Origin of the sequence: Cupriavidus pinatubonensis (assembly GCF_019602855.1) — a bacterium.
In the GTDB taxonomy this organism is placed as follows: Bacteria; Pseudomonadota; Gammaproteobacteria; order Burkholderiales; family Burkholderiaceae; genus Cupriavidus; species Cupriavidus pinatubonensis.
Genome location: NZ_CP080767.1, coordinates 1,918,895 through 1,938,251, shown reverse-complemented (window position 1 = coordinate 1,938,251; position 19,357 = coordinate 1,918,895). Strand labels below are relative to the sequence as shown.

Annotated in this window: 9 protein-coding genes and 3 rRNA genes; 11 read left to right on the top strand and 1 reads right to left on the bottom strand. The window is 60.6% G+C overall.

The window, feature by feature from the left end; translation table 11 throughout:
• The first annotated feature begins 348 nt into the window (after nt 1-348).
• From K2O51_RS21500 to K2O51_RS21455, 10 genes are all read left to right on the top strand, one after another.
• Nucleotides 349-1,743: a sensor domain-containing diguanylate cyclase gene (locus tag K2O51_RS21500; RefSeq protein WP_235679803.1), complete on the top strand. Its 1,395-nt coding sequence runs from the start codon at nt 349-351 to the stop codon at nt 1,741-1,743.
• Nucleotides 1,744-2,007: 264 nt separating this feature from the next.
• Nucleotides 2,008-2,670: a hypothetical protein gene (locus K2O51_RS21495; protein WP_245001952.1), complete on the top strand. Its 663-nt coding sequence runs from the start codon at nt 2,008-2,010 to the stop codon at nt 2,668-2,670.
• A 523-nt stretch (nt 2,671-3,193) separates the two neighbouring features.
• Nucleotides 3,194-4,727: ribosomal RNA gene (locus K2O51_RS21490) — 16S ribosomal RNA — on the top strand.
• A 329-nt stretch (nt 4,728-5,056) separates the two neighbouring features.
• Nucleotides 5,057-7,937, top strand: a 23S ribosomal RNA gene (locus K2O51_RS21485).
• A 121-nt stretch (nt 7,938-8,058) separates the two neighbouring features.
• Nucleotides 8,059-8,171: ribosomal RNA gene (rrf, locus tag K2O51_RS21480) — 5S ribosomal RNA — on the top strand.
• The 16S, 23S and 5S rRNA genes sit together here, the layout of an rRNA operon.
• Before the next feature lie 329 nt (nt 8,172-8,500).
• Entirely contained in the window at nt 8,501-10,972 is a 2,472-nt protein-coding gene (locus tag K2O51_RS21475; RefSeq protein WP_245001951.1) for a hypothetical protein, read from the top strand.
• A gap of 31 nt (nt 10,973-11,003) precedes the next feature.
• Nucleotides 11,004-12,929, top strand: a complete 1,926-nt coding sequence (locus K2O51_RS21470; RefSeq protein ID WP_011297909.1) for a GMC family oxidoreductase — start codon at nt 11,004-11,006, stop codon at nt 12,927-12,929.
• On the top strand, nt 12,877-13,308 hold the full coding sequence (locus tag K2O51_RS21465) for a hypothetical protein (RefSeq protein WP_011297908.1): 432 nt from the start codon (nt 12,877-12,879) through the stop codon (nt 13,306-13,308). The genes K2O51_RS21470 and K2O51_RS21465 overlap by 53 nt, the downstream gene beginning before the upstream one ends.
• A gap of 7 nt (nt 13,309-13,315) precedes the next feature.
• Nucleotides 13,316-15,583 carry a xanthine dehydrogenase family protein molybdopterin-binding subunit gene (locus K2O51_RS21460; protein WP_220631627.1) on the top strand — a complete coding sequence of 756 codons (2,268 nt, stop codon included), beginning with the start codon at nt 13,316-13,318 and terminating at the stop codon, nt 15,581-15,583.
• Nucleotides 15,584-15,597: 14 nt separating this feature from the next.
• Nucleotides 15,598-16,062 carry a (2Fe-2S)-binding protein gene (locus K2O51_RS21455; RefSeq protein WP_011297906.1) on the top strand — a complete coding sequence of 155 codons (465 nt, stop codon included), beginning with the start codon at nt 15,598-15,600 and terminating at the stop codon, nt 16,060-16,062.
• 31 nt (nt 16,063-16,093) lie between these two features.
• Here K2O51_RS21455 and K2O51_RS21450 read toward each other — a convergent pair whose 3' ends face one another.
• A complete protein-coding gene (locus K2O51_RS21450; protein WP_011297905.1) occupies nt 16,094-16,558 on the bottom strand; it encodes a ferritin-like domain-containing protein in 465 nt (154 codons plus the stop codon).
• Between the two features lie 425 nt (nt 16,559-16,983).
• On the opposite strand from K2O51_RS21450, the gene katG reads away from it, so the two are divergent.
• Entirely contained in the window at nt 16,984-19,170 is a 2,187-nt protein-coding gene (gene katG / locus K2O51_RS21445; RefSeq protein WP_011297904.1) for a catalase/peroxidase HPI, read from the top strand.
• The last annotated feature ends 187 nt before the right edge of the window (nt 19,171-19,357 follow it).

The window sequence follows — 19,357 nt, the reverse complement described above, 5'->3', positions numbered from 1 at the left end:
GCATACCGGGACGTGCAAGCGTGGGCTGGACTGCGGGTGAGTCCACTGCAGCCCCATCATTCACGGCCTGTTCCTTGCGCCCCCGTTTGCCGGCCGCACCGACTGCCGGCCATAAAGCCCGGAAGTCAAAAAGTGGCGCCCATCAGGTCCCCGAAGCGCGGACGGCCCTGAATACAGCCTCACCCGGAACCCAAGGTTTTGCTGCGGCAACCTACTAGTATACCCCGGGTACGGATTCTGGGTAAGTCGGTTATTGAGTTGCCACGTGATGAAGGGCTTGCGCGCAACATCCTGCTGCGTACGGAATAGCACATGTATACTCGCCGCAGGCCCATCTCTGACGTGTGTATGCTTGCACCGCCGACCTCGGAAGACGTACCGACCGCATCGCGGTCCCTGGCGCAATCGGCGGAGGGCCGTGCCGGGGACGGGGTGTTGCAGGGCGACGATATCGAGACACTTCGCAAGCGCGAACGGCTGCTAGCGCTGGCGATTGCAGGCAGTGGCACTGGGATCTGGGATCGCAACGTCGTGACAGGCGAAATCCAGTATTCGAGCGGCTGGAAAGCCATGCTGGGCTATGCCGACTGGGAGGTATCCAACCGGATCGAAGACAGCTACCAACGTCTTCACCCCGACGATCTCGATCGCGTCAAAGCGACAATGCAGGCCCACTTCGAGGGCCGCAGCGACAGCTATGAAGTCGAACACCGCATCCGTTGCCGGGACGGAAGCTACAAGTGGATCTGCAGCCGGGGCAGGGTGGTTGACCGCGACGCATCCGGCCGTGCGCTGCGCATGGTGGGCACTTCCACGGACATTACCTCGCAGCGTGCGATGTCGGAGAGACTGCTTGAAGCGGTCAGCCTGATCACGAATCTCACCAACGAGGTGCCGGGGCTGGTGTTCCAGTACCGCTCGGTGCCCGGCGGCCCATCGTTCTTTCCCTACGCAAGCGCGGGCATCACCGAGATCTACGAGCTGACCCCAGCCCAGGTGGCGGCGGATGCGTCGTGTATCGACGCGTTGATCCACCCGGCCGATCTGGCTGCCTATCGAGCTTCGTTTGACGCTTCGGCGGCACAGCTTTCGCCGTGGCATCTCGAGTATCGCGTGCAACTGCCAATGCAGGGCCTGCGCTGGCGGCAGGGCGATGCCAGGCCACAGCGTCTTCCCGATGGCAGCATCCTGTGGCACGGCTTCATTACGGACGTGACCGAGCGCAAGCGGATCGAAGCAGAATTGCAAGAGCTTGCGACCATCGACAGCCTGACGGGCTTGCCGAACCGGCGCCATTTCATGGCGCAGATCGAGACGCGGCTGGCGAGCTTGCAGAGCGGCCGCGGCGCGGCTACGGCGCTCATGATGTGCGACCTTGACCATTTCAAGTCGATCAATGACCGCTGGGGGCACGGGGTCGGCGACCGGGTGCTGCGCCATTTCGGTAGCATCCTGCGCGCGCATTTGCGCCCCGGCGACATGGCCGGACGTCTCGGCGGCGAAGAGTTCGGGATTCTGCTCGATGGGGCCGACATGCGCGGCGCGGTTGGCGTGGCGCGGCAGATTCAGCAACGCATTGCCGAGTACCCGCTGATCGAGCATGAGCAGCGGATCGACCTGACAGTCAGCATCGGTATTGCGCTCATGACCGCGGCCGATGCCAATGCCGAAGCCCCGCTATCGCGTAGCGACCTGGCGCTGTATCGCGCGAAGAAGAGCGGGCGCAACCGGATCGAATCCTGACGCGTTCAGGCCTGCAATCCACCGGGCAAAGAGGGCATCCTGACCATGCGGAATGCACGCAGTTCGTTCTTGAATGGCTTTGCGCAGAACAAGCCCGTGCCGGTTGGGCGTAGCCTTGTCTGCCTTTCTCTGCTTACCGGCTTCATATCTGTGGGGGCGCCATCGGCATGGGCCGACGAGCCTGGGGCACGCGAGAATGCGAACGTCTGCGCCACCGTGTGGTTCACGCACGGCGCACGCGTGCAGATGGAGGCAGATGGCTCGATGCCGCTGTCGCGCCGGACTGTATTGCAACCGCCATTGCCCACGGATGCAGGCTGCCTGGCTGACATCGAGATTCATTCCAAGACAGCGCTTGCTGCATTGATGGGGCCGCCCGTCGTGACGGAGCAGCAGCAACGGGTGCTGCTCCGGCCCGCGACAAACGGAGCTCCGCCGAGCATCACAGGCGAGGCAACGGTCAATGCGTGGGGCAAATACGCACGCCTGTATGGCACCACGAGCATTGACGGGCTGGGTCTGCTGGATAACCAGTACCGCGGCCTGCCGCTGCGGGAAGGCGATGTGATCCCCGGCGAGTCCGTCGACGCCAGTGCGTCCTTCACCATCTATGCGCGCGAATCCGGTGACGAAGTCGGCAAACTCGTCGCGCCGCACGCGACGGTTTCGGTGGCATCGCGGCGCGTCGGCAAGCGGCAGGTTATTCGCACCGCACTTGGGCTTTCGGAATGCGTGCCGATTGAATATGTGCGTACGACGTCGCTGGGGCCGATGGTCATCGCGGGCGAGCAGATCGTGACCAAGGCCACGCGGATGCAGGTCACCGACTGGTATTGCCCGGCCCAAGCCATCGTTATGCGGCAGGACATCAGTGAAGAGGGCAAGGTGCAGCACATTCAAACAACAGTGGTCGAGTCGCTGCAGTAAGCACTAAAGCAGTGGGCGTCTCCTTTTCATACTACCCGGCACATAGAGGCAAATTTGTATCCCCAAAGTCTCTTCACGAGCTTTTTAGAAAAAGACTTGCCAGTCGCGGAGTAACGCTTTAGTATTCGCTCCCTTCTGCTGGAGCCGTCGCTGCAAGGCGGCGCAGGCAAAGGCAAAAAGCAGGAACAAGTTCGGCAGGCAAAGCCGCCGGAAAAAAGAAATTTCGCGAAAATGCTTGATTAATCGTCGAAAATACTTTAAAGTCTTGTTTCTCTGCTGCTGACGCAGTAACGCAAACGGCAAAGCCGGTGAGCGTAGCCCGAAAGGGTGGCTTCTTTAACAATCAAACAACCGATAAGTGTGGGCGCTTGATAATGGATGCGAAAGACTTCGGTCTTTTAGCTCAAAAGTTATCAGTGCTCGCACAGCAAAACGTGACTGGGTCTACGGATCTGGTCAGTCAGTTTTCTGAGAGTGAGCGACCGCTCGAAAGAGCGAGGACCTTCGGGTCCACACAGAGATTGAACTGAAGAGTTTGATCCTGGCTCAGATTGAACGCTGGCGGCATGCCTTACACATGCAAGTCGAACGGCAGCACGGGCTTCGGCCTGGTGGCGAGTGGCGAACGGGTGAGTAATACATCGGAACGTGCCCTGTCGTGGGGGATAACTAGTCGAAAGATTAGCTAATACCGCATACGACCTGAGGGTGAAAGCGGGGGACCGGTAACGGCCTCGCGCGATAGGAGCGGCCGATGTCTGATTAGCTAGTTGGTGGGGTAAGAGCCTACCAAGGCGACGATCAGTAGCTGGTCTGAGAGGACGATCAGCCACACTGGGACTGAGACACGGCCCAGACTCCTACGGGAGGCAGCAGTGGGGAATTTTGGACAATGGGGGCAACCCTGATCCAGCAATGCCGCGTGTGTGAAGAAGGCCTTCGGGTTGTAAAGCACTTTTGTCCGGAAAGAAAACCCTTGCCCTAATACGGTGGGGGGATGACGGTACCGGAAGAATAAGCACCGGCTAACTACGTGCCAGCAGCCGCGGTAATACGTAGGGTGCGAGCGTTAATCGGAATTACTGGGCGTAAAGCGTGCGCAGGCGGTTTTGTAAGACAGGCGTGAAATCCCCGGGCTTAACCTGGGAATGGCGCTTGTGACTGCAAGGCTAGAGTGTGTCAGAGGGGGGTAGAATTCCACGTGTAGCAGTGAAATGCGTAGAGATGTGGAGGAATACCGATGGCGAAGGCAGCCCCCTGGGACATGACTGACGCTCATGCACGAAAGCGTGGGGAGCAAACAGGATTAGATACCCTGGTAGTCCACGCCCTAAACGATGTCAACTAGTTGTTGGGGATTCATTTCTTCAGTAACGTAGCTAACGCGTGAAGTTGACCGCCTGGGGAGTACGGTCGCAAGATTAAAACTCAAAGGAATTGACGGGGACCCGCACAAGCGGTGGATGATGTGGATTAATTCGATGCAACGCGAAAAACCTTACCTACCCTTGACATGCCACTAACGAAGCAGAGATGCATTAGGTGCCCGAAAGGGAAAGTGGACACAGGTGCTGCATGGCTGTCGTCAGCTCGTGTCGTGAGATGTTGGGTTAAGTCCCGCAACGAGCGCAACCCTTGTCTCTAGTTGCTACGAAAGGGCACTCTAGAGAGACTGCCGGTGACAAACCGGAGGAAGGTGGGGATGACGTCAAGTCCTCATGGCCCTTATGGGTAGGGCTTCACACGTCATACAATGGTGCGTACAGAGGGTTGCCAACCCGCGAGGGGGAGCCAATCCCAGAAAACGCATCGTAGTCCGGATCGTAGTCTGCAACTCGACTACGTGAAGCTGGAATCGCTAGTAATCGCGGATCAGCATGCCGCGGTGAATACGTTCCCGGGTCTTGTACACACCGCCCGTCACACCATGGGAGTGGGTTTTGCCAGAAGTAGTTAGCCTAACCGCAAGGAGGGCGATTACCACGGCAGGGTTCATGACTGGGGTGAAGTCGTAACAAGGTAGCCGTATCGGAAGGTGCGGCTGGATCACCTCCTTTCCAGAGTGTGCATCCCAAGTCAAGCGTTCACACTTATCGGTTTGTTTGTTGTTGCAGCCAGAATGGTTGGCCAAAGGCAAGCGCTTAGCATTGAGCGCTTGCCTTTGGCATTTGCCAAGCGATCGCAAGATCGGCTGTTCTTTAACAATATGGGATGTAGTAAAGGTGTCGCGCGAGCGTTGATGAGACGCTCAGTTGTATAACGCGATACCGGGTTGTGATTGTATCAACCAAAGTATTTAAGTGATCGAAAGATGACTTGGAATACGGCACAAATGCGAGAACTCAACCTGTAGCGAGACGGTGTCCTTGAGACACACTTGTTATAGGGTCAAGCGAACAAGTGCATGTGGTGGATGCCTTGGCGATCACAGGCGATGAAGGACGCGGTAGCCTGCGAAAAGCTTCGGGGAGCTGGCAAACGAGCTTTGATCCGGAGATGTCCGAATGGGGAAACCCGGCCCGAATGGGTCATCCCACACTGAATTCATAGGTGTGGGAAGCGAACGCGGCGAACTGAAACATCTAAGTAGCTGCAGGAACAGAAATCAACCGAGATTCCCAAAGTAGTGGCGAACGAAATGGGAAGAGCCTTGTACTCTTTAGCAGTGTTGTTAGCAGAACGGGATGGAAAGCCCGGCCGTAGCAGGTGATAGCCCTGTATGCGAAAACAGCGTTGTGGAACTAGGTGTACGACAAGTAGGGCGGGACACGTGAAATCCTGTCTGAAGATGGGGGGACCATCCTCCAAGGCTAAATACTCGTGATCGACCGATAGTGAACCAGTACCGTGAGGGAAAGGCGAAAAGAACCCCGGGAGGGGAGTGAAATAGATCCTGAAACCGCATGCATACAAACAGTCGGAGCCTCGTAAGGGGTGACGGCGTACCTTTTGTATAATGGGTCAGCGACTTACATTCAGTGGCGAGCTTAACCGATTAGGGCAGGCGTAGCGAAAGCGAGTCCGAACAGGGCGATTAGTCGCTGGGTGTAGACCCGAAACCAGATGATCTATCCATGGCCAGGTTGAAGGTGCGGTAACACGTACTGGAGGACCGAACCCACTAACGTTGAAAAGTTAGGGGATGAGCTGTGGATAGGGGTGAAAGGCTAAACAAATCTGGAAATAGCTGGTTCTCTCCGAAAACTATTTAGGTAGTGCCTCGTGTGTCACCTTCGGGGGTAGAGCACTGTCATGGTTGGGGGGTCTATTGCTGATTACCCCGCCATAGCAAACTCCGAATACCGAAGAGTGCAATCACGGGAGACAGACATCGGGTGCTAACGTCCGGTGTCAAGAGGGAAACAACCCAGACCGCCAGCTAAGGTCCCCAAATATGGCTAAGTGGGAAACGAAGTGGGAAGGCTAAAACAGTCAGGAGGTTGGCTTAGAAGCAGCCACCCTTTAAAGAAAGCGTAATAGCTCACTGATCGAGTCGTCCTGCGCGGAAGATGTAACGGGGCTAAGCCATATACCGAAGCTGCGGACGCACAGTAATGTGCGTGGTAGGAGAGCGTTCCGTAAGCCTGTGAAGGTGTCTTGTAAAGGATGCTGGAGGTATCGGAAGTGCGAATGCTGACATGAGTAGCGATAAAGGGGGTGAAAGGCCCCCTCGCCGTAAGCCCAAGGTTTCCTACGCAACGTTCATCGGCGTAGGGTGAGTCGGCCCCTAAGGCGAGGCAGAGATGCGTAGCTGATGGGAAGCAGGTTAATATTCCTGCACCGTCGTATGATGCGATGGGGGGACGGATCGCGGAAGGTTGTCCGGGTGTTGGAAGTCCCGGTCCCTGCAGTGGAGAAGGCGCTTAGGCAAATCCGGGCGCGCAATTCAAGGCTGTGGGGCGAGTGAGCTAGGCTCGCGAAGCAATTGGAAGTGGTTCCAAGAAAAGCCTCTAAGCTTCAGTCATACGAGACCGTACCGCAAACCGACACAGGTGGGCGAGATGAGTATTCTAAGGCGCTTGAGAGAACTCGGGAGAAGGAACTCGGCAAATTGGTACCGTAACTTCGGGATAAGGTACGCCCTGGTAGCTTGACTGGCCTGCGCCAGAAGGGTGAAGGGGTTGCAATAAAATGGTGGCTGCGACTGTTTAATAAAAACACAGCACTCTGCAAACACGAAAGTGGACGTATAGGGTGTGACGCCTGCCCGGTGCCGGAAGATTAAATGATGGGGTGCAAGCTCTTGATTGAAGTCCCGGTAAACGGCGGCCGTAACTATAACGGTCCTAAGGTAGCGAAATTCCTTGTCGGGTAAGTTCCGACCTGCACGAATGGCGTAACGATGGCCACACTGTCTCCTCCCGAGACTCAGCGAAGTTGAAGTGTTTGTGATGATGCAATCTCCCCGCGGCTAGACGGAAAGACCCCATGAACCTTTACTGTAGCTTTGCATTGGACTTTGAACCGATCTGTGTAGGATAGGTGGGAGGCTTTGAAGCGTGGACGCTAGTTCACGTGGAGCCGTCCTTGAAATACCACCCTGGTTTGTTTGAGGTTCTAACCTTGGCCCGTGAATCCGGGTCGGGGACAGTGCATGGTAGGCAGTTTGACTGGGGCGGTCTCCTCCCAAAGTGTAACGGAGGAGTTCGAAGGTACGCTTGGTACGGTCGGACATCGTACCTAAAGTGCAATGGCAAAAGCGTGCTTAACTGCGAGACCGACAAGTCGAGCAGGTGCGAAAGCAGGACATAGTGATCCGGTGGTTCTGAATGGAAGGGCCATCGCTCAACGGATAAAAGGTACTCTGGGGATAACAGGCTGATACCGCCCAAGAGTTCATATCGACGGCGGTGTTTGGCACCTCGATGTCGGCTCATCTCATCCTGGGGCTGTAGCCGGTCCCAAGGGTATGGCTGTTCGCCATTTAAAGAGGTACGTGAGCTGGGTTTAAAACGTCGTGAGACAGTTTGGTCCCTATCTGCCGTGGGCGTTGGAATCTTGACGGGGGCTGCTCCTAGTACGAGAGGACCGGAGTGGACGTACCGCTGGTGTACCTGTTGTCTCGCCAGAGGCATCGCAGGGTAGCTATGTACGGAAGAGATAACCGCTGAAAGCATCTAAGCGGGAAACTCGCCTGAAGATGAGGATTCCCTGGAGGCTTGACCTCCTTGAAGGGTCGTTCGAGACCAGGACGTTGATAGGCTGGGTGTGGAAGCGCAGTAATGCGTTAAGCTAACCAGTACTAATTGCCCGTAAGGCTTGATCCTATAACCAGTGTGTTTTAGCCTGGTGAGTCAATCGCCTTGTGCCGATACAGCACAACCCAACGCTACAAAACTACATCCCGAATTGGTGAGGTTGACCGCGTCAGCCTCACAACCCCTCATGCCTGGTGACCATAGCGAGCTGGAACCACCCCTTCCCATCCCGAACAGGTCCGTGAAACAGCTCCGCGCCGATGATAGTGCGGATACCCGTGTGAAAGTAGGTCATCGCCAGGCTCTTATAATGCAGAACCCCTCAGCTCATTCGAGCTGAGGGGTTTTTGCTTTTTGGGGGCGCAAGTTGCTCACCGGGCACAACCAGCGTGAGTGGTATATCTGTTCGCTTAACTCTGTCGAAAACATCTTCGAACACGCGGCCCCAAAAATAGCGTTGTAGATCAGTAACAACCTTGACTTCTCCTCAGGTCATTTCTAGGTTTATCTGTACTCAACGGCGTGCGTAGCGCACACGCTGCTGTGATAGACCATCCGGTCGGGGAGGGACGACGGTGAACCTGCACAGCAAGTCGATTCTTTGGTCCGCCGTTTTCTGTATCGCGGTGATCATGAGCGGCTGTTCGAAGCTGAAATCCGGCCATGTCGAGGATGAAGCGCAGCAGGCCGGTCGCAAGGACGACTCCTTCCAGCACGCGGCGGAAGACTACTTCCGCGACATGGACCGCGGCGTAGCGCTGACGAAGCAAGAGGTCCAGGGCCGCAACATGTGGATCGTATGGACCGGCGGCAACGACCGGTTCTGGGACGCGATGACGCACTATACGTTCGGCGCGTTCGACCTGCTCAAATCCATCAGCTCGCATCCCAGCCAGGGCTATTCGCGCGACAACCGCTGGACCTATCTCGGACTGATCAACGAGCCGTGCTTCAGCAAGCCGACCGGGGCGGACCCGCAGCGTTTCGGCCTGTGGCTGGATCAGCGGGGCAAGGATTGCCCTGCAGACCCGTTCGAAAACGAGCAAGCCTATCCCGGCGTCAAGATCGGCGCGCGAGGCGGCACTTTTTCGAACGGCCAGAAGCTGCCCGTCGGCTCGTACTATGGCTACCCGACCGGCATTGTCGGTCTGCGCCTTTTTCCCAATCCCGCATTCGACGAGAAAGCCGCCAAAGCCTGGGACCCGGAACGCTACTACACCGATCCCTCCTACTACAACCGCGCGGACCTGATCCGACCCTATCGCGTGGGGATGTCATGCGGGTTCTGTCATATCGGCCCGAGCCCGGTCCATCCGCCCGCTGACCCCGAACATCCGCAATGGGCCGAGCTTAGCTCTACCGTGGGCGCCCAATACATGTGGGTCGATCGCCTTTTCATCCATAACGCAGCGACGCCCGCTGGCAAGCAGAATTTCATGTTCCAGCTCGTCCACACGTTCCGTCCTGGCGCGATGGATACCTCGCTGGTGTCCACCGACAACATCAACAACCCGCGGACCATGAACGCCCTCTATGACCTGATGGCACGCATGGGCGTGGCCAAGCGGATCGGGCATGAGACCATCGCCGGCGGCGAGAAGAACAACAAGCAACTGAACGATTTCGTCCAGTCGGGGCCGCTTTCCGAGTTCTTCAAGGCACCCGATACGGTATGGACGCCGCATGTGCTCAAGGATGGTGCCGATTCCGTCGGCGTGCTTGGCGCACTGAACCGGGTCTACCTGAACATCGGCCTGTTCAGCGAGGAATGGCTGCTGCATTTCAATCCGATCCTCGGAGGCAAGTCGATCTCGCCGATCGAGATCGCGGTGGCGCAGAAGAATTCCGCTTACTGGCGCGCGACGGAAGCCGGTTCGTTCAACATGGCAGCGTTCCTGCTGAAATCGACACCTGCCGATCATCTCGCCGATGCCCCGGGCGGCAAGGCCTTCCTGGCCGATCCCGCCACGCCTGATGGCGGCCGACTGCTGAACCGCGGCAAGGCCGTGTTCGCCGAGACCTGTGCGCGCTGCCATTCCAGCAAGGGCCCTCCGCCACCAGCCGACCTGAAGATGCGCGAATGCGGTGGCGACAAGTACATCGGCTGCTTCCAGCGCTACTGGAAATGGACTCAGACGGACGAGTACAAGGCGAAGATGCGCGACATCGTCAACGCGCCGGATTTCCTCGCCAATAACTACCTGTCCAGCGACGTCCGCGTGCCTGCCACGCTGCTGCGCACGAACATCTGCAGCCCGCTGGCCACCAACGCGCTTCGCGGCAATATTTGGGACAACTTTTCTTCGGAGACGTACAAGAGCCTGCCGTCGGTCGGCACTGTGACGCTGCACGACCCGTTCACGGCCGAGCGGTGGCAATACCATATGCCCGCCGGCGGCCGCGGCTATACGCGTGTGCCGTCGCTGATCAGCATCTGGTCGACCGCACCGTTCCTGCTCAACAACGCGCTCGGGCCGTTCAGTGGCGACCCTTCTGTCAAAGGCCGCGTACAGGTATTCGACGCTTCGATCGAGCAACTGCTCTGGCCCGAGAAACGTAACCACGATTCCGTACTCGGCACAAAGGTGCCGGGCGTAATCGACCGGACCACGGAACGTAGCCAGATCACGATTCCGGTCGGGTTCGTTCCGGATGCGCTGCACCCCATGGAGGACCTGCTGCACCGTTGGGTGCCATGGCTCGTGGGCGAGGGCGGCGATGTGACGATCGGCCCCGCTCCGGCCCGGATGCCGGTGAACCTGCTGGCGAACCTGCAGCCGTTGTCGGAGACATCGGACCCAGTCGCCAAGGCGGAACACGCAGCCAAGGTGCTGAAGCTGCTGGTGAAGCTCAAAGGCGATCTGGCATCCGTGCCGGCGGGCGCGAGCGACGACGACCTGCGCAAGATCTATGCGGACGTGGTGAAGCCGATGCTGTCGCTCAGCAAATGCCCGGACTTCGTCGTGAATCGCGGCCACTACTTCGGCACCGCGGAGTTCAACAACCAGGACGGCCTGAGCGCCGACGAGCGCGCGTTCGGCAAGGAACCCGTGTTGAGCGACGATGACAAGCGGGCCTTGATCGCCTTCCTGAAGACGTTCTGACGATGCAATGCCGGCGGCGTAGCGGGGGGCTATGTCTGGGGAAGATGAAACAGAATGGGACTACGTAGTCGTAGGTTCCGGCGCGGGCGGCGGTACGCTGGCCGCGCGCCTGGCAGAGGCGGGCATGCGCGTGTGCGTGCTCGAAGCCGGCTGCGATGCGCGCGCGCATGAGATGTCGTGCATGCCTGAAGACTATGACGTGCCCGGCTTTCACGCCTGTGCAAGCGAGAATCCGGCCATGGCATGGAATTTCTTCGTGCGCCACTACACGGACGACGCGCAACAGCATCGCGATCCCAAATGCGGTCCCGCGGGCGTGCTGTACCCGCGCGCGGGGACGCTTGGCGGTTGCACTGCGCACAACGCGCTGATCTTCCTGTATCCGCACGATGCAGACTGGGACCACATTGCCGACGTGACCGGCGATCCGTCATGGACGGCGACTCGCATGCGGAGCTATGCGAAGCGGATCGAGCAATGCCGCCATCGACCGCTTTGGAATCTCGCGCGACGGTTCGGCATCGATCCCACGCTGCATGGCTGGGATGGCTGGCTGCATACTGAGCGCGCGATGCCGCTGGAAGCGCTCGCCGACGACGCACTGGTCCGCGTCATCATCGGTTCGATGGAACTTGCCGCGCGCAGTGTGCCAAGGCGCGTGCGCGCGTGGCTACGGCTGATTCGCTGGCAAGGTGATCCGAACTCGCGGCTGTGGGGCCGACGCTGTTTTCACGGGGTGTGCTATACGCCGCTGACCACGCAGCGGCACGCGCGCCACGGTACGCGCGAACGTCTGCTCGATGTGGCCGAGCGGTATCCGGACAGGCTCCGGATCGAACTCGATGCGCTGGCCACGCGCGTGCTGTTCGACGCGCAGGGCAATGCGTGCGGCGTGGAGTATCTGAAGGGCAGGCATCTCTATCAAGCCCATGTCAAACCGAGCGATGGGGACGGTGAGCGTTGCCAGGTCCGCGCGCGGCGTGAGGTGATCCTTGCGGGCGGCGCGTTCAATACCCCGCAACTGTTGATGCTGTCCGGGATCGGCCCGGCCGAGCACCTGCAGGAACATGGCATTCCGGTGCGCGTGGATCTGACCGGAGTCGGCCGCAATCTGCAGGATCGCTACGAGATTGGCGTCGTGAACCGTATGTCGCGCTCTTGGGAGGTGCTGCAGGGTGCGAAATTCGTGCGTGACGACGCGCCGTACCAGAGCTGGTTCGATTCGCGCGACGGCGTCTACACCACGAATGGCGTGGCAACGGCGGTGATCCGCCGATCGGGCCGGCGCATGCCTGTACCGGACATCTTCTGCATGGCGCTGCTCGAACGTTTTGTCGGCTACTACCCGGGCTACTCGAAGGTCTTCGCGCAGAACGACAATGTGCTGACGTGGGCGATCTTGAAGGCGCACACGCGCAACCGTGCCGGCGTGGTGTCGCTGCGCTCGGCCGACCCGCGCGATATGCCCGACATCGATTTCCGCTATTTCGACGGCGCGGATGACCCGCACGGCGATGACATGCGCGCGCTGATCGGCGCTATCCGCTTCGTACGCGGGCTGGCGCAACCGCTGGCAGAGCAGGGCTTGATCGCCAACGAAGAACTGCCGGGCGTGGATGTCCAGAGCGACGAAGCACTGGCCGCCTATATTCGCGACAACGCCTGGGGCCATCACGCATCATGCTCGTGCCCGATTGGCGCGCGCGCAACAGGCGGCGTGCTCGACAGCAACTTCTGCGTGCATGGCACGCGCCGCCTGCGCGTTGTTGATGCCTCGGCCTTTCCGCGCATTCCGGGCTTCTTTCCGGTCAGCGCGATCTACATGATGGCCGAGAAGGCCGCCGACGTACTGCTGGCCACGGCGCAGGCCACGCCACCCTTGCCGTTCCCGATAGGAGACCGCCATGGCCTACGACGTGCACAAGCTCCTGCAAATGCAGCAGGCCGAACTGGATGATCTATTTCGCAACAGCGCCGCTGGAGATATCCCGAACGGCGAGGCAAAGGGCACGGCCATCATCTCGCCGGGCACGACATTCAGCGAAAGCATCTCGCGCATGGTCAGCCTGTTCGCCTGGCAGGGCAAGGTGTTCGACGCCAGCCGCGGCGTGCTCAAGAACCGCATCACGCCGTTTGGCCTGGAAGCCATCCTGGCCAAGGTCTACAAGGCGGACAGCTGGCTCGACCAGAAGGAGTGCATTGTGCTCGACTACTCGGAGACCTCGCTGGTCGCGCACTGGATTCGCGACGAGATCCGCTGCATTGCGCCGGGCGTGTATCTCGGCAAAGTGTATTGGGACAAGGCTCGCCTGATCGATTTCTGCCTGGAGTTCTGATCTCGCCATGAAGCGCAGAGCGTTCCTGTTCGGCGGTATCGGCGCGGCCGGCGCATTGCTGGTCGGCTGGACCGTGCTGCCCGTACGCCAGCGGCTGACGACGTCGGCGCCGCTGCCAACGGAAGGCACGGAGGTCGCGCTGAACGGATGGCTCAAGATCGATGCGGACAACAGCGTCACGATCATGATGTGCCGCTCGGAGATGGGACAGGGCGTGCACACCGGGCTGGCGATGATCCTGGCGGACGAACTCGATGCCGACTGGAGCCGCGTGCGCGTGGAAAACGCGCCGCCTGACAAGATCTTCAACAACCTTCAGGTCGTCGTCGACGGGCTGCCGTTTCATCCCGATGATCACAGGTTTTTCCGCCGGCTTTCGGACCACGTCGCGCGCAAGCTGATGCGCGAAATTGGCGAGATTGCCACTGGCGGTTCGTCCGGCATCAGCGACCTCTGGATGCCCATGCGCGAGGCCGGCGCCTCGGCGCGGGCCATGCTGGTGTCCGCGGCAGCGCAGCGCTGGCGCGTGACCGAGGCGGAATGCCGCACGGAAGGCGGCAAGGTGCTGCAGGGCGCCGCGCGCTCGATGACGTTTGGTGAACTCGCATCCGCAGCGGGACGCGTGCCTTTGCCGGACAAGGTGAAGCTGAAGGAGCCATCGGCATTTCGCCTGATCGGCCGGCCGTTGCACAGGGTCGATGCCGAGCGTAAGACGGATGGGTCGGCCCGCTTTGGCATCGACGCGTTGCCGCCCAACCTGCTGTACGCGAGCGTGCTCATGTGCCCGACCGTCGGCGGTCGCGTGAAGCATGCCGACGTCAGTGCGGCACTCGCGCAGCGCGGCGTCGTGAAGGCCTTTGCGGTGCCGCCGTTCGACGGTGGCTCAGGCGGCGTGGCGGTCATTGCCGACAACGTGTTTCGCGCGATGCGGGCGCTCGACGCACTGAAGGTTGACTGGGATCCCGGGCCGGCTGCTGGCCTGACGAGTGCACGCCTGCTGGCGCGGATTACCGCGACGCTGGATCGCGATGATGGCCACGGCTACTACACGCGCGGGGATGTCGATGAGGCGCTGCGCGGCGCGGCCAAGGTGGTCAGCGCCGAGTATCGCGCACCATATCTTGCGCACGGTGCCGTGGAACCCATTAACTGCACGGTGCTGTATGGCGGCGACGCGGCGACAGTGTGGGTGTCGACGCAGGTGCCTGGCATTGCGCGCGCCCATGCCGCCAAGATACTGGGTCTGCGGCCGGATCAGGTGGACCTGCAGGTCATGATGCTGGGCGGAGGCTTCGGGCGCCGGCTGGAAGCGGATTTCGTGTCGCAGGCCGCGGCGATCGCACGCGAGGTCAAGGGGCGGCCCGTGCAGACCGTCTGGACGCGGGCGCAGGACATGACCCATGACTTCTATCGGCCCGCCTGTGTGTCGCGCTTGCGTGCCGGCATGGATCGCGACGGGCGGCTGATCAGCTGGCAGGCGCGATCTGCAGGGCAGGCCGTGGTACCGCAGATGCTGGCGCGGGACTTTGGCTTCCCGCGTATTCCCATCGACAAGACGGCGGCGGAGGGCGCATTCGACCAGCCCTACCGATGGCCGGCAGCGCGGATTTCGCATGCGAATGTCGACCTGCCCATACCGGTGGGCTTCTGGCGCTCGGTTGGGCATTCGCACCAGGCTTTCTTCACGGAGTGCTTTCTCGACGAGGTGGCGGCGGCCGCGGGCAAGGATCCGGTTGCGTTTCGCGCCAGCCTGCTTGGCGAACATCCGCGCCACCGGGCCGTGCTGGAACGCGTGGCGACCTTGTCGGGATGGGGCAAGCCAATGGCGCGCGCTCCGGATGGCATCGCGCGGGCACGCGGTGTGGCACTGCACCAGTCATACGGCAGCATCGTCGCGCAAGTGGCTGAGGTGTCCGTCGCACCCGACAAGACGATCCGCGTGCATCGCGTGTTCTGCGTAATCGATTGCGGCATTGCCGTGAATCCCAACCTGATCCGCCAGCAGGCGGAGAGCGGCATCATATTTGGCTTGTCCGCCGCGCTGTACCAGGAAATCACGTTCGCCGATGGTGTGGTGCAGCAGAAGAACTTTCACGACTTTCCGGTCGTGCGCATGACGGATTGCCCGGTCATCGAGACGGACATCATTCCCGGCCAGGAGCCGCCGCAGGGCACTGGCGAAGTCTGCGCACCGCCGATCGCACCGGCCGTGGCCAATGCGCTGTATACGCTGACCGGCCAGCGCTTGCGTTCGTTGCCGCTCAAGCTGATCTAGTGAAGGAGACCACCATGGCGACCCTGAACGTGAACGACAAGGCCGTCAGCGTTGACGCGGAGCCGGATATGCCGTTGCTATGGATCCTGCGCTGCGACCTTGCGTTGACAGGAACAAAGTTCGGCTGCGGCGTGGGCATTTGCGGCGCCTGCACGCTGCATGTGGATGGCAAGCCCGAACTCGCATGCCAGCTGCCGATGTCGAAGTTGCGGCCGGGCGCGAAGATCACGACCATCGAGGGCATGCGGAGCAAGGAACTCGACGCTGTCCGTGCGGCCTGGCTCGATCTCGATGTGGTCCAGTGCGGCTACTGCCAGAGCGCGCAGATCATGGCCGCATGCGCGCTGCTCAAGGCCAGGCCGAAGCCTACCGACGCTGACATCGACGCGGCGATGGGCAATATTGTCTGCCGCTGCGGCACGTATCCACGGATCCGCGCTGCGATCCATCAGGCGGCCGGGCAAGCGCCGCACGGCTGATGTCCCGGGCGGTACCGGGACATCAGAGCGCTCAACCAGGAGCGGATTGGGTGGTTCCAGTCTGGCCGGGCTTGCGCAGCATCTTGTCGACTTCGCCGGCGTGCAGTTCCTCGATCTGGATCTGCTGGCGCGCATATTCTTCGAGCGCTACCGAGCGGCCTTCTACCAGCGTGAGCAGTTCACGGTACAACGCAAGCGCCAGCGTTTCCGTCGCCAGCGACTCGCGCAGGATCGATCCGATATCGAGCGTATGGCTGTCGAGCAGCTTGCCGATGCCCAGAGACGGATAGGCACCCAGCGTCGTGATCCACTCGCCGGCCTGGTGCGCATGCAACAGCGATTCATTGGCCTGCTCGCGCAGCCACGACACGATCGGGATGCGGCCGAAGCCAAACACCACGAAGGAATAGTGCGTGTATCGCACAACGCCGGCGAGTTCGGCTTCGAGTATCCGATTCAACACGCCGACGACCTTGTCTTTATCGAGTTCCGTCATGGCAATCCTTCCTGCAGCGTGGTTTCAGAGGGGACTGTGCAGCAGCGCCGCCATCAGCGCAGGACCAGCGTTACGCGGGCGGCCGCGTCGATGTACCCGTCGTGCGGGCTGTTTCATTCTAGTCGGCGGGCGTACACTGTCCGGCCCGACTTCGGCATGACCGGTTGCTGCGCCACTGCGAATGCTGAGGCTGCGGAGCGGTGTCTCACCCGAACGGGGTGGCATCGTTCTGTTATCAAGTTCAGCAACGCGAAGTACCGGCTTTAGGTTTTTTCTTGCTCAGCCATGAAGTAAACCTATTTCCGCCTCGTGTGGAGAACCAGTACTCTTCTCAGGGCAGCCCTGAGCCCAAGGCTGGGCCGTGCAGTTGAAGCAAACGATCCGATAACAACGATCTGGATGCAATCGAAGCAAGGAGGGAACACATGTCGACTGAAGCGAAGTGTCCGTTCAATCACGCTGCGGGTTCGGGTACCTCGAACCGGGATTGGTGGCCCCATCAGCTGAACCTGGGCATCCTGCGCCAGCACTCATCGCTGGCAGACCCCATGGACAAGGGGTTCAACTATGCCGAGGAATTCAAGAGCCTGGACCTGGCAGCGGTGAAGCACGACCTTGCCGCACTGATGACGGTCTCGCAGGACTGGTGGCCTGCGGACTTCGGGCACTATGGTGGCCTGTTCATCCGCATGGCATGGCATGCCGCGGGCACGTACCGCACCGGCGACGGCCGTGGCGGCGCGGGTTCCGGACAGCAGCGCTTTGCGCCGCTGAACAGCTGGCCCGATAACGTCAACCTCGACAAGGCGCGCCGGCTGCTATGGCCGATCAAGCAAAAATACGGCAAGAAGATTTCGTGGGCTGACCTGATCGTGCTGACCGGCAACGTCGCCCTGGAATCGATGGGCTTCAAGACCTTCGGCTTCGGCGGCGGGCGCGAGGACGTATGGGAACCGGACCAGGACGTCTATTGGGGCTCCGAAACGACGTGGCTGGCCGACAAGCGCTATTCCGGCGTACGCGATCTCGAAAACCCGCTGGCAGCCGTCCAGATGGGCCTGATCTATGTGAACCCGGAAGGTCCCAACGGCAACCCCGATCCGGCCAAGGCGGCTGTGGATATCCGCGAGACTTTTGCGCGCATGGCCATGAACGACGAGGAGACGGTGGCGCTCATTGCCGGTGGTCACACCTTCGGCAAGACGCACGGCGCGGGCCCGGCATCGCATGTGGGTCCGGAACCGGAAGCCGCAGGCATCGAGGAGCAGGGCCTGGGCTGGCGCAGCAGCTTTGGCTCGGGCAAGGGCAGTGATGCCATCACCAGCGGTCTGGAGGTCATCTGGACCAGCACGCCGACCAAGTGGAGCAACAACTTCTTCTGGAACCTGTTCGGCTATGAATGGGAACTGACGAAGAGCCCGGCCGGCGCGCACCAGTGGAAGCCGAATGGCGATGCCGGAGCCAACTCCATTCCGGACCCTTACGATCCGTCCAGGCGTCGTGGCCCGACCATGCTGACCACGGACCTTTCGCTGCGCGTGGATCCGGCGTACGAAAAGATTTCGCGTCGCTTCCACGAAAATCCCGACCAGTTTGCCGACGCCTTCGCCCGCGCATGGTTCAAGCTGACGCACCGCGACATGGGGCCGCGTTCACGCTACCTGGGCCCTGAAGTCCCGGCCGAAGAACTGATCTGGCAGGACCCGATTCCCGCGGTCGACCATGTGCTGATCGACGAGCAGGACGTTGCCGCGCTCAAGGGCAAGATCCTGGCGACGGGGGTGCCGGTGTCGCAGCTGGTATCGACGGCCTGGGCCTCGGCGTCGACGTTCCGCGGCTCCGACAAGCGCGGCGGTGCCAATGGCGCGCGCATCCGCCTGGCGCCGCAGAAGGACTGGGAAGTTAACCAGCCGGCCGTGCTGGCACAGGTGCTGGAAACCCTGGAAGGTATCCGCAACGAGTTCAACAGCAGCCAGTCCGGCGGCAAGAAGGTGTCGTTGGCCGACCTGATCGTGCTGGCTGGTTGCGCGGGCATCGAACAGGCGGCGAAGAAGGGCGGCCATGACGTGAAGGTGCCGTTCACACCGGGACGCATGGATGCCACGCAGGAGCAGACCGATGTGGAGTCGTTCAGTGTGATGGAACCCATCGCTGACGGCTTCCGCAACTATCTGAAGGGCACCTATGCCGTGACGGCCGAGACGCTGCTGGTCGACAAGGCCCAGTTGCTGACGCTGACCGTACCGGAAGTGACCGCGCTTGTCGGCGGCATGCGTGTGCTGAACGCGAACTTCGGGCAAACCCAGCATGGTGTGTTTACCGATCGTCCGGAAACGCTGACCAACGATTTCTTCGTCAATGTGCTCGACATGGGCACGGAGTGGAAGCCGACGGCCGACAACAAGGACCTGTTCGAAGGCTACGATCGCGCGACGGGCAAGCTGAAGTGGACCGGCACGCGTGTCGACCTGATCTTCGGCTCGAACTCGGAGCTGCGCGCTGTGGCGGAGGTCTATGGCTGCGCCGACGCCAAGGAGAAGTTCGTCCAGGACTTTGTCGCGGCCTGGAACAAGGTCATGAACCTGGACCGCTTCGAGGCGGCCAACCGATAAGCGTCGCCTGACGACAACAAGGGAAAGCCGGCACGGCCGTTCGAAAGATCGGCCGTGTCTTTTTTTGCCATCGTTTTCGGTTACATCCGCTGCGAAAACGAGGGCTAAAACTAACGACCGATGGCCGAAGTCGCGTCGGCGCATCATAATTGGCGGGTATCGTGTCGTCTCACGGCGGTTTCGCACA

What these genes read in the sequence shown, in the direction of transcription:
- K2O51_RS21500 (WP_235679803.1), top strand. Translation starts at nt 349, where the DNA reads ATGCTTGCACCGCCGACCTCGGAAGACGTACCGACCGCATCGCGGTCC.
- K2O51_RS21495 (WP_245001952.1), top strand. Translation starts at nt 2,008, where the DNA reads ATGCCGCTGTCGCGCCGGACTGTATTGCAACCGCCATTGCCCACGGAT.
- K2O51_RS21475 (WP_245001951.1), top strand. Translation starts at nt 8,501, where the DNA reads ATGAGCGGCTGTTCGAAGCTGAAATCCGGCCATGTCGAGGATGAAGCG.
- K2O51_RS21470 (WP_011297909.1), top strand. Translation starts at nt 11,004, where the DNA reads ATGTCTGGGGAAGATGAAACAGAATGGGACTACGTAGTCGTAGGTTCC.
- K2O51_RS21465 (WP_011297908.1), top strand. Translation starts at nt 12,877, where the DNA reads ATGGCCTACGACGTGCACAAGCTCCTGCAAATGCAGCAGGCCGAACTG.
- K2O51_RS21460 (WP_220631627.1), top strand. Translation starts at nt 13,316, where the DNA reads ATGAAGCGCAGAGCGTTCCTGTTCGGCGGTATCGGCGCGGCCGGCGCA.
- K2O51_RS21455 (WP_011297906.1), top strand. Translation starts at nt 15,598, where the DNA reads ATGGCGACCCTGAACGTGAACGACAAGGCCGTCAGCGTTGACGCGGAG.
- K2O51_RS21450 (WP_011297905.1), bottom strand. Translation starts at nt 16,558, where the DNA reads ATGACGGAACTCGATAAAGACAAGGTCGTCGGCGTGTTGAATCGGATA.
- katG (WP_011297904.1), top strand. Translation starts at nt 16,984, where the DNA reads ATGTCGACTGAAGCGAAGTGTCCGTTCAATCACGCTGCGGGTTCGGGT.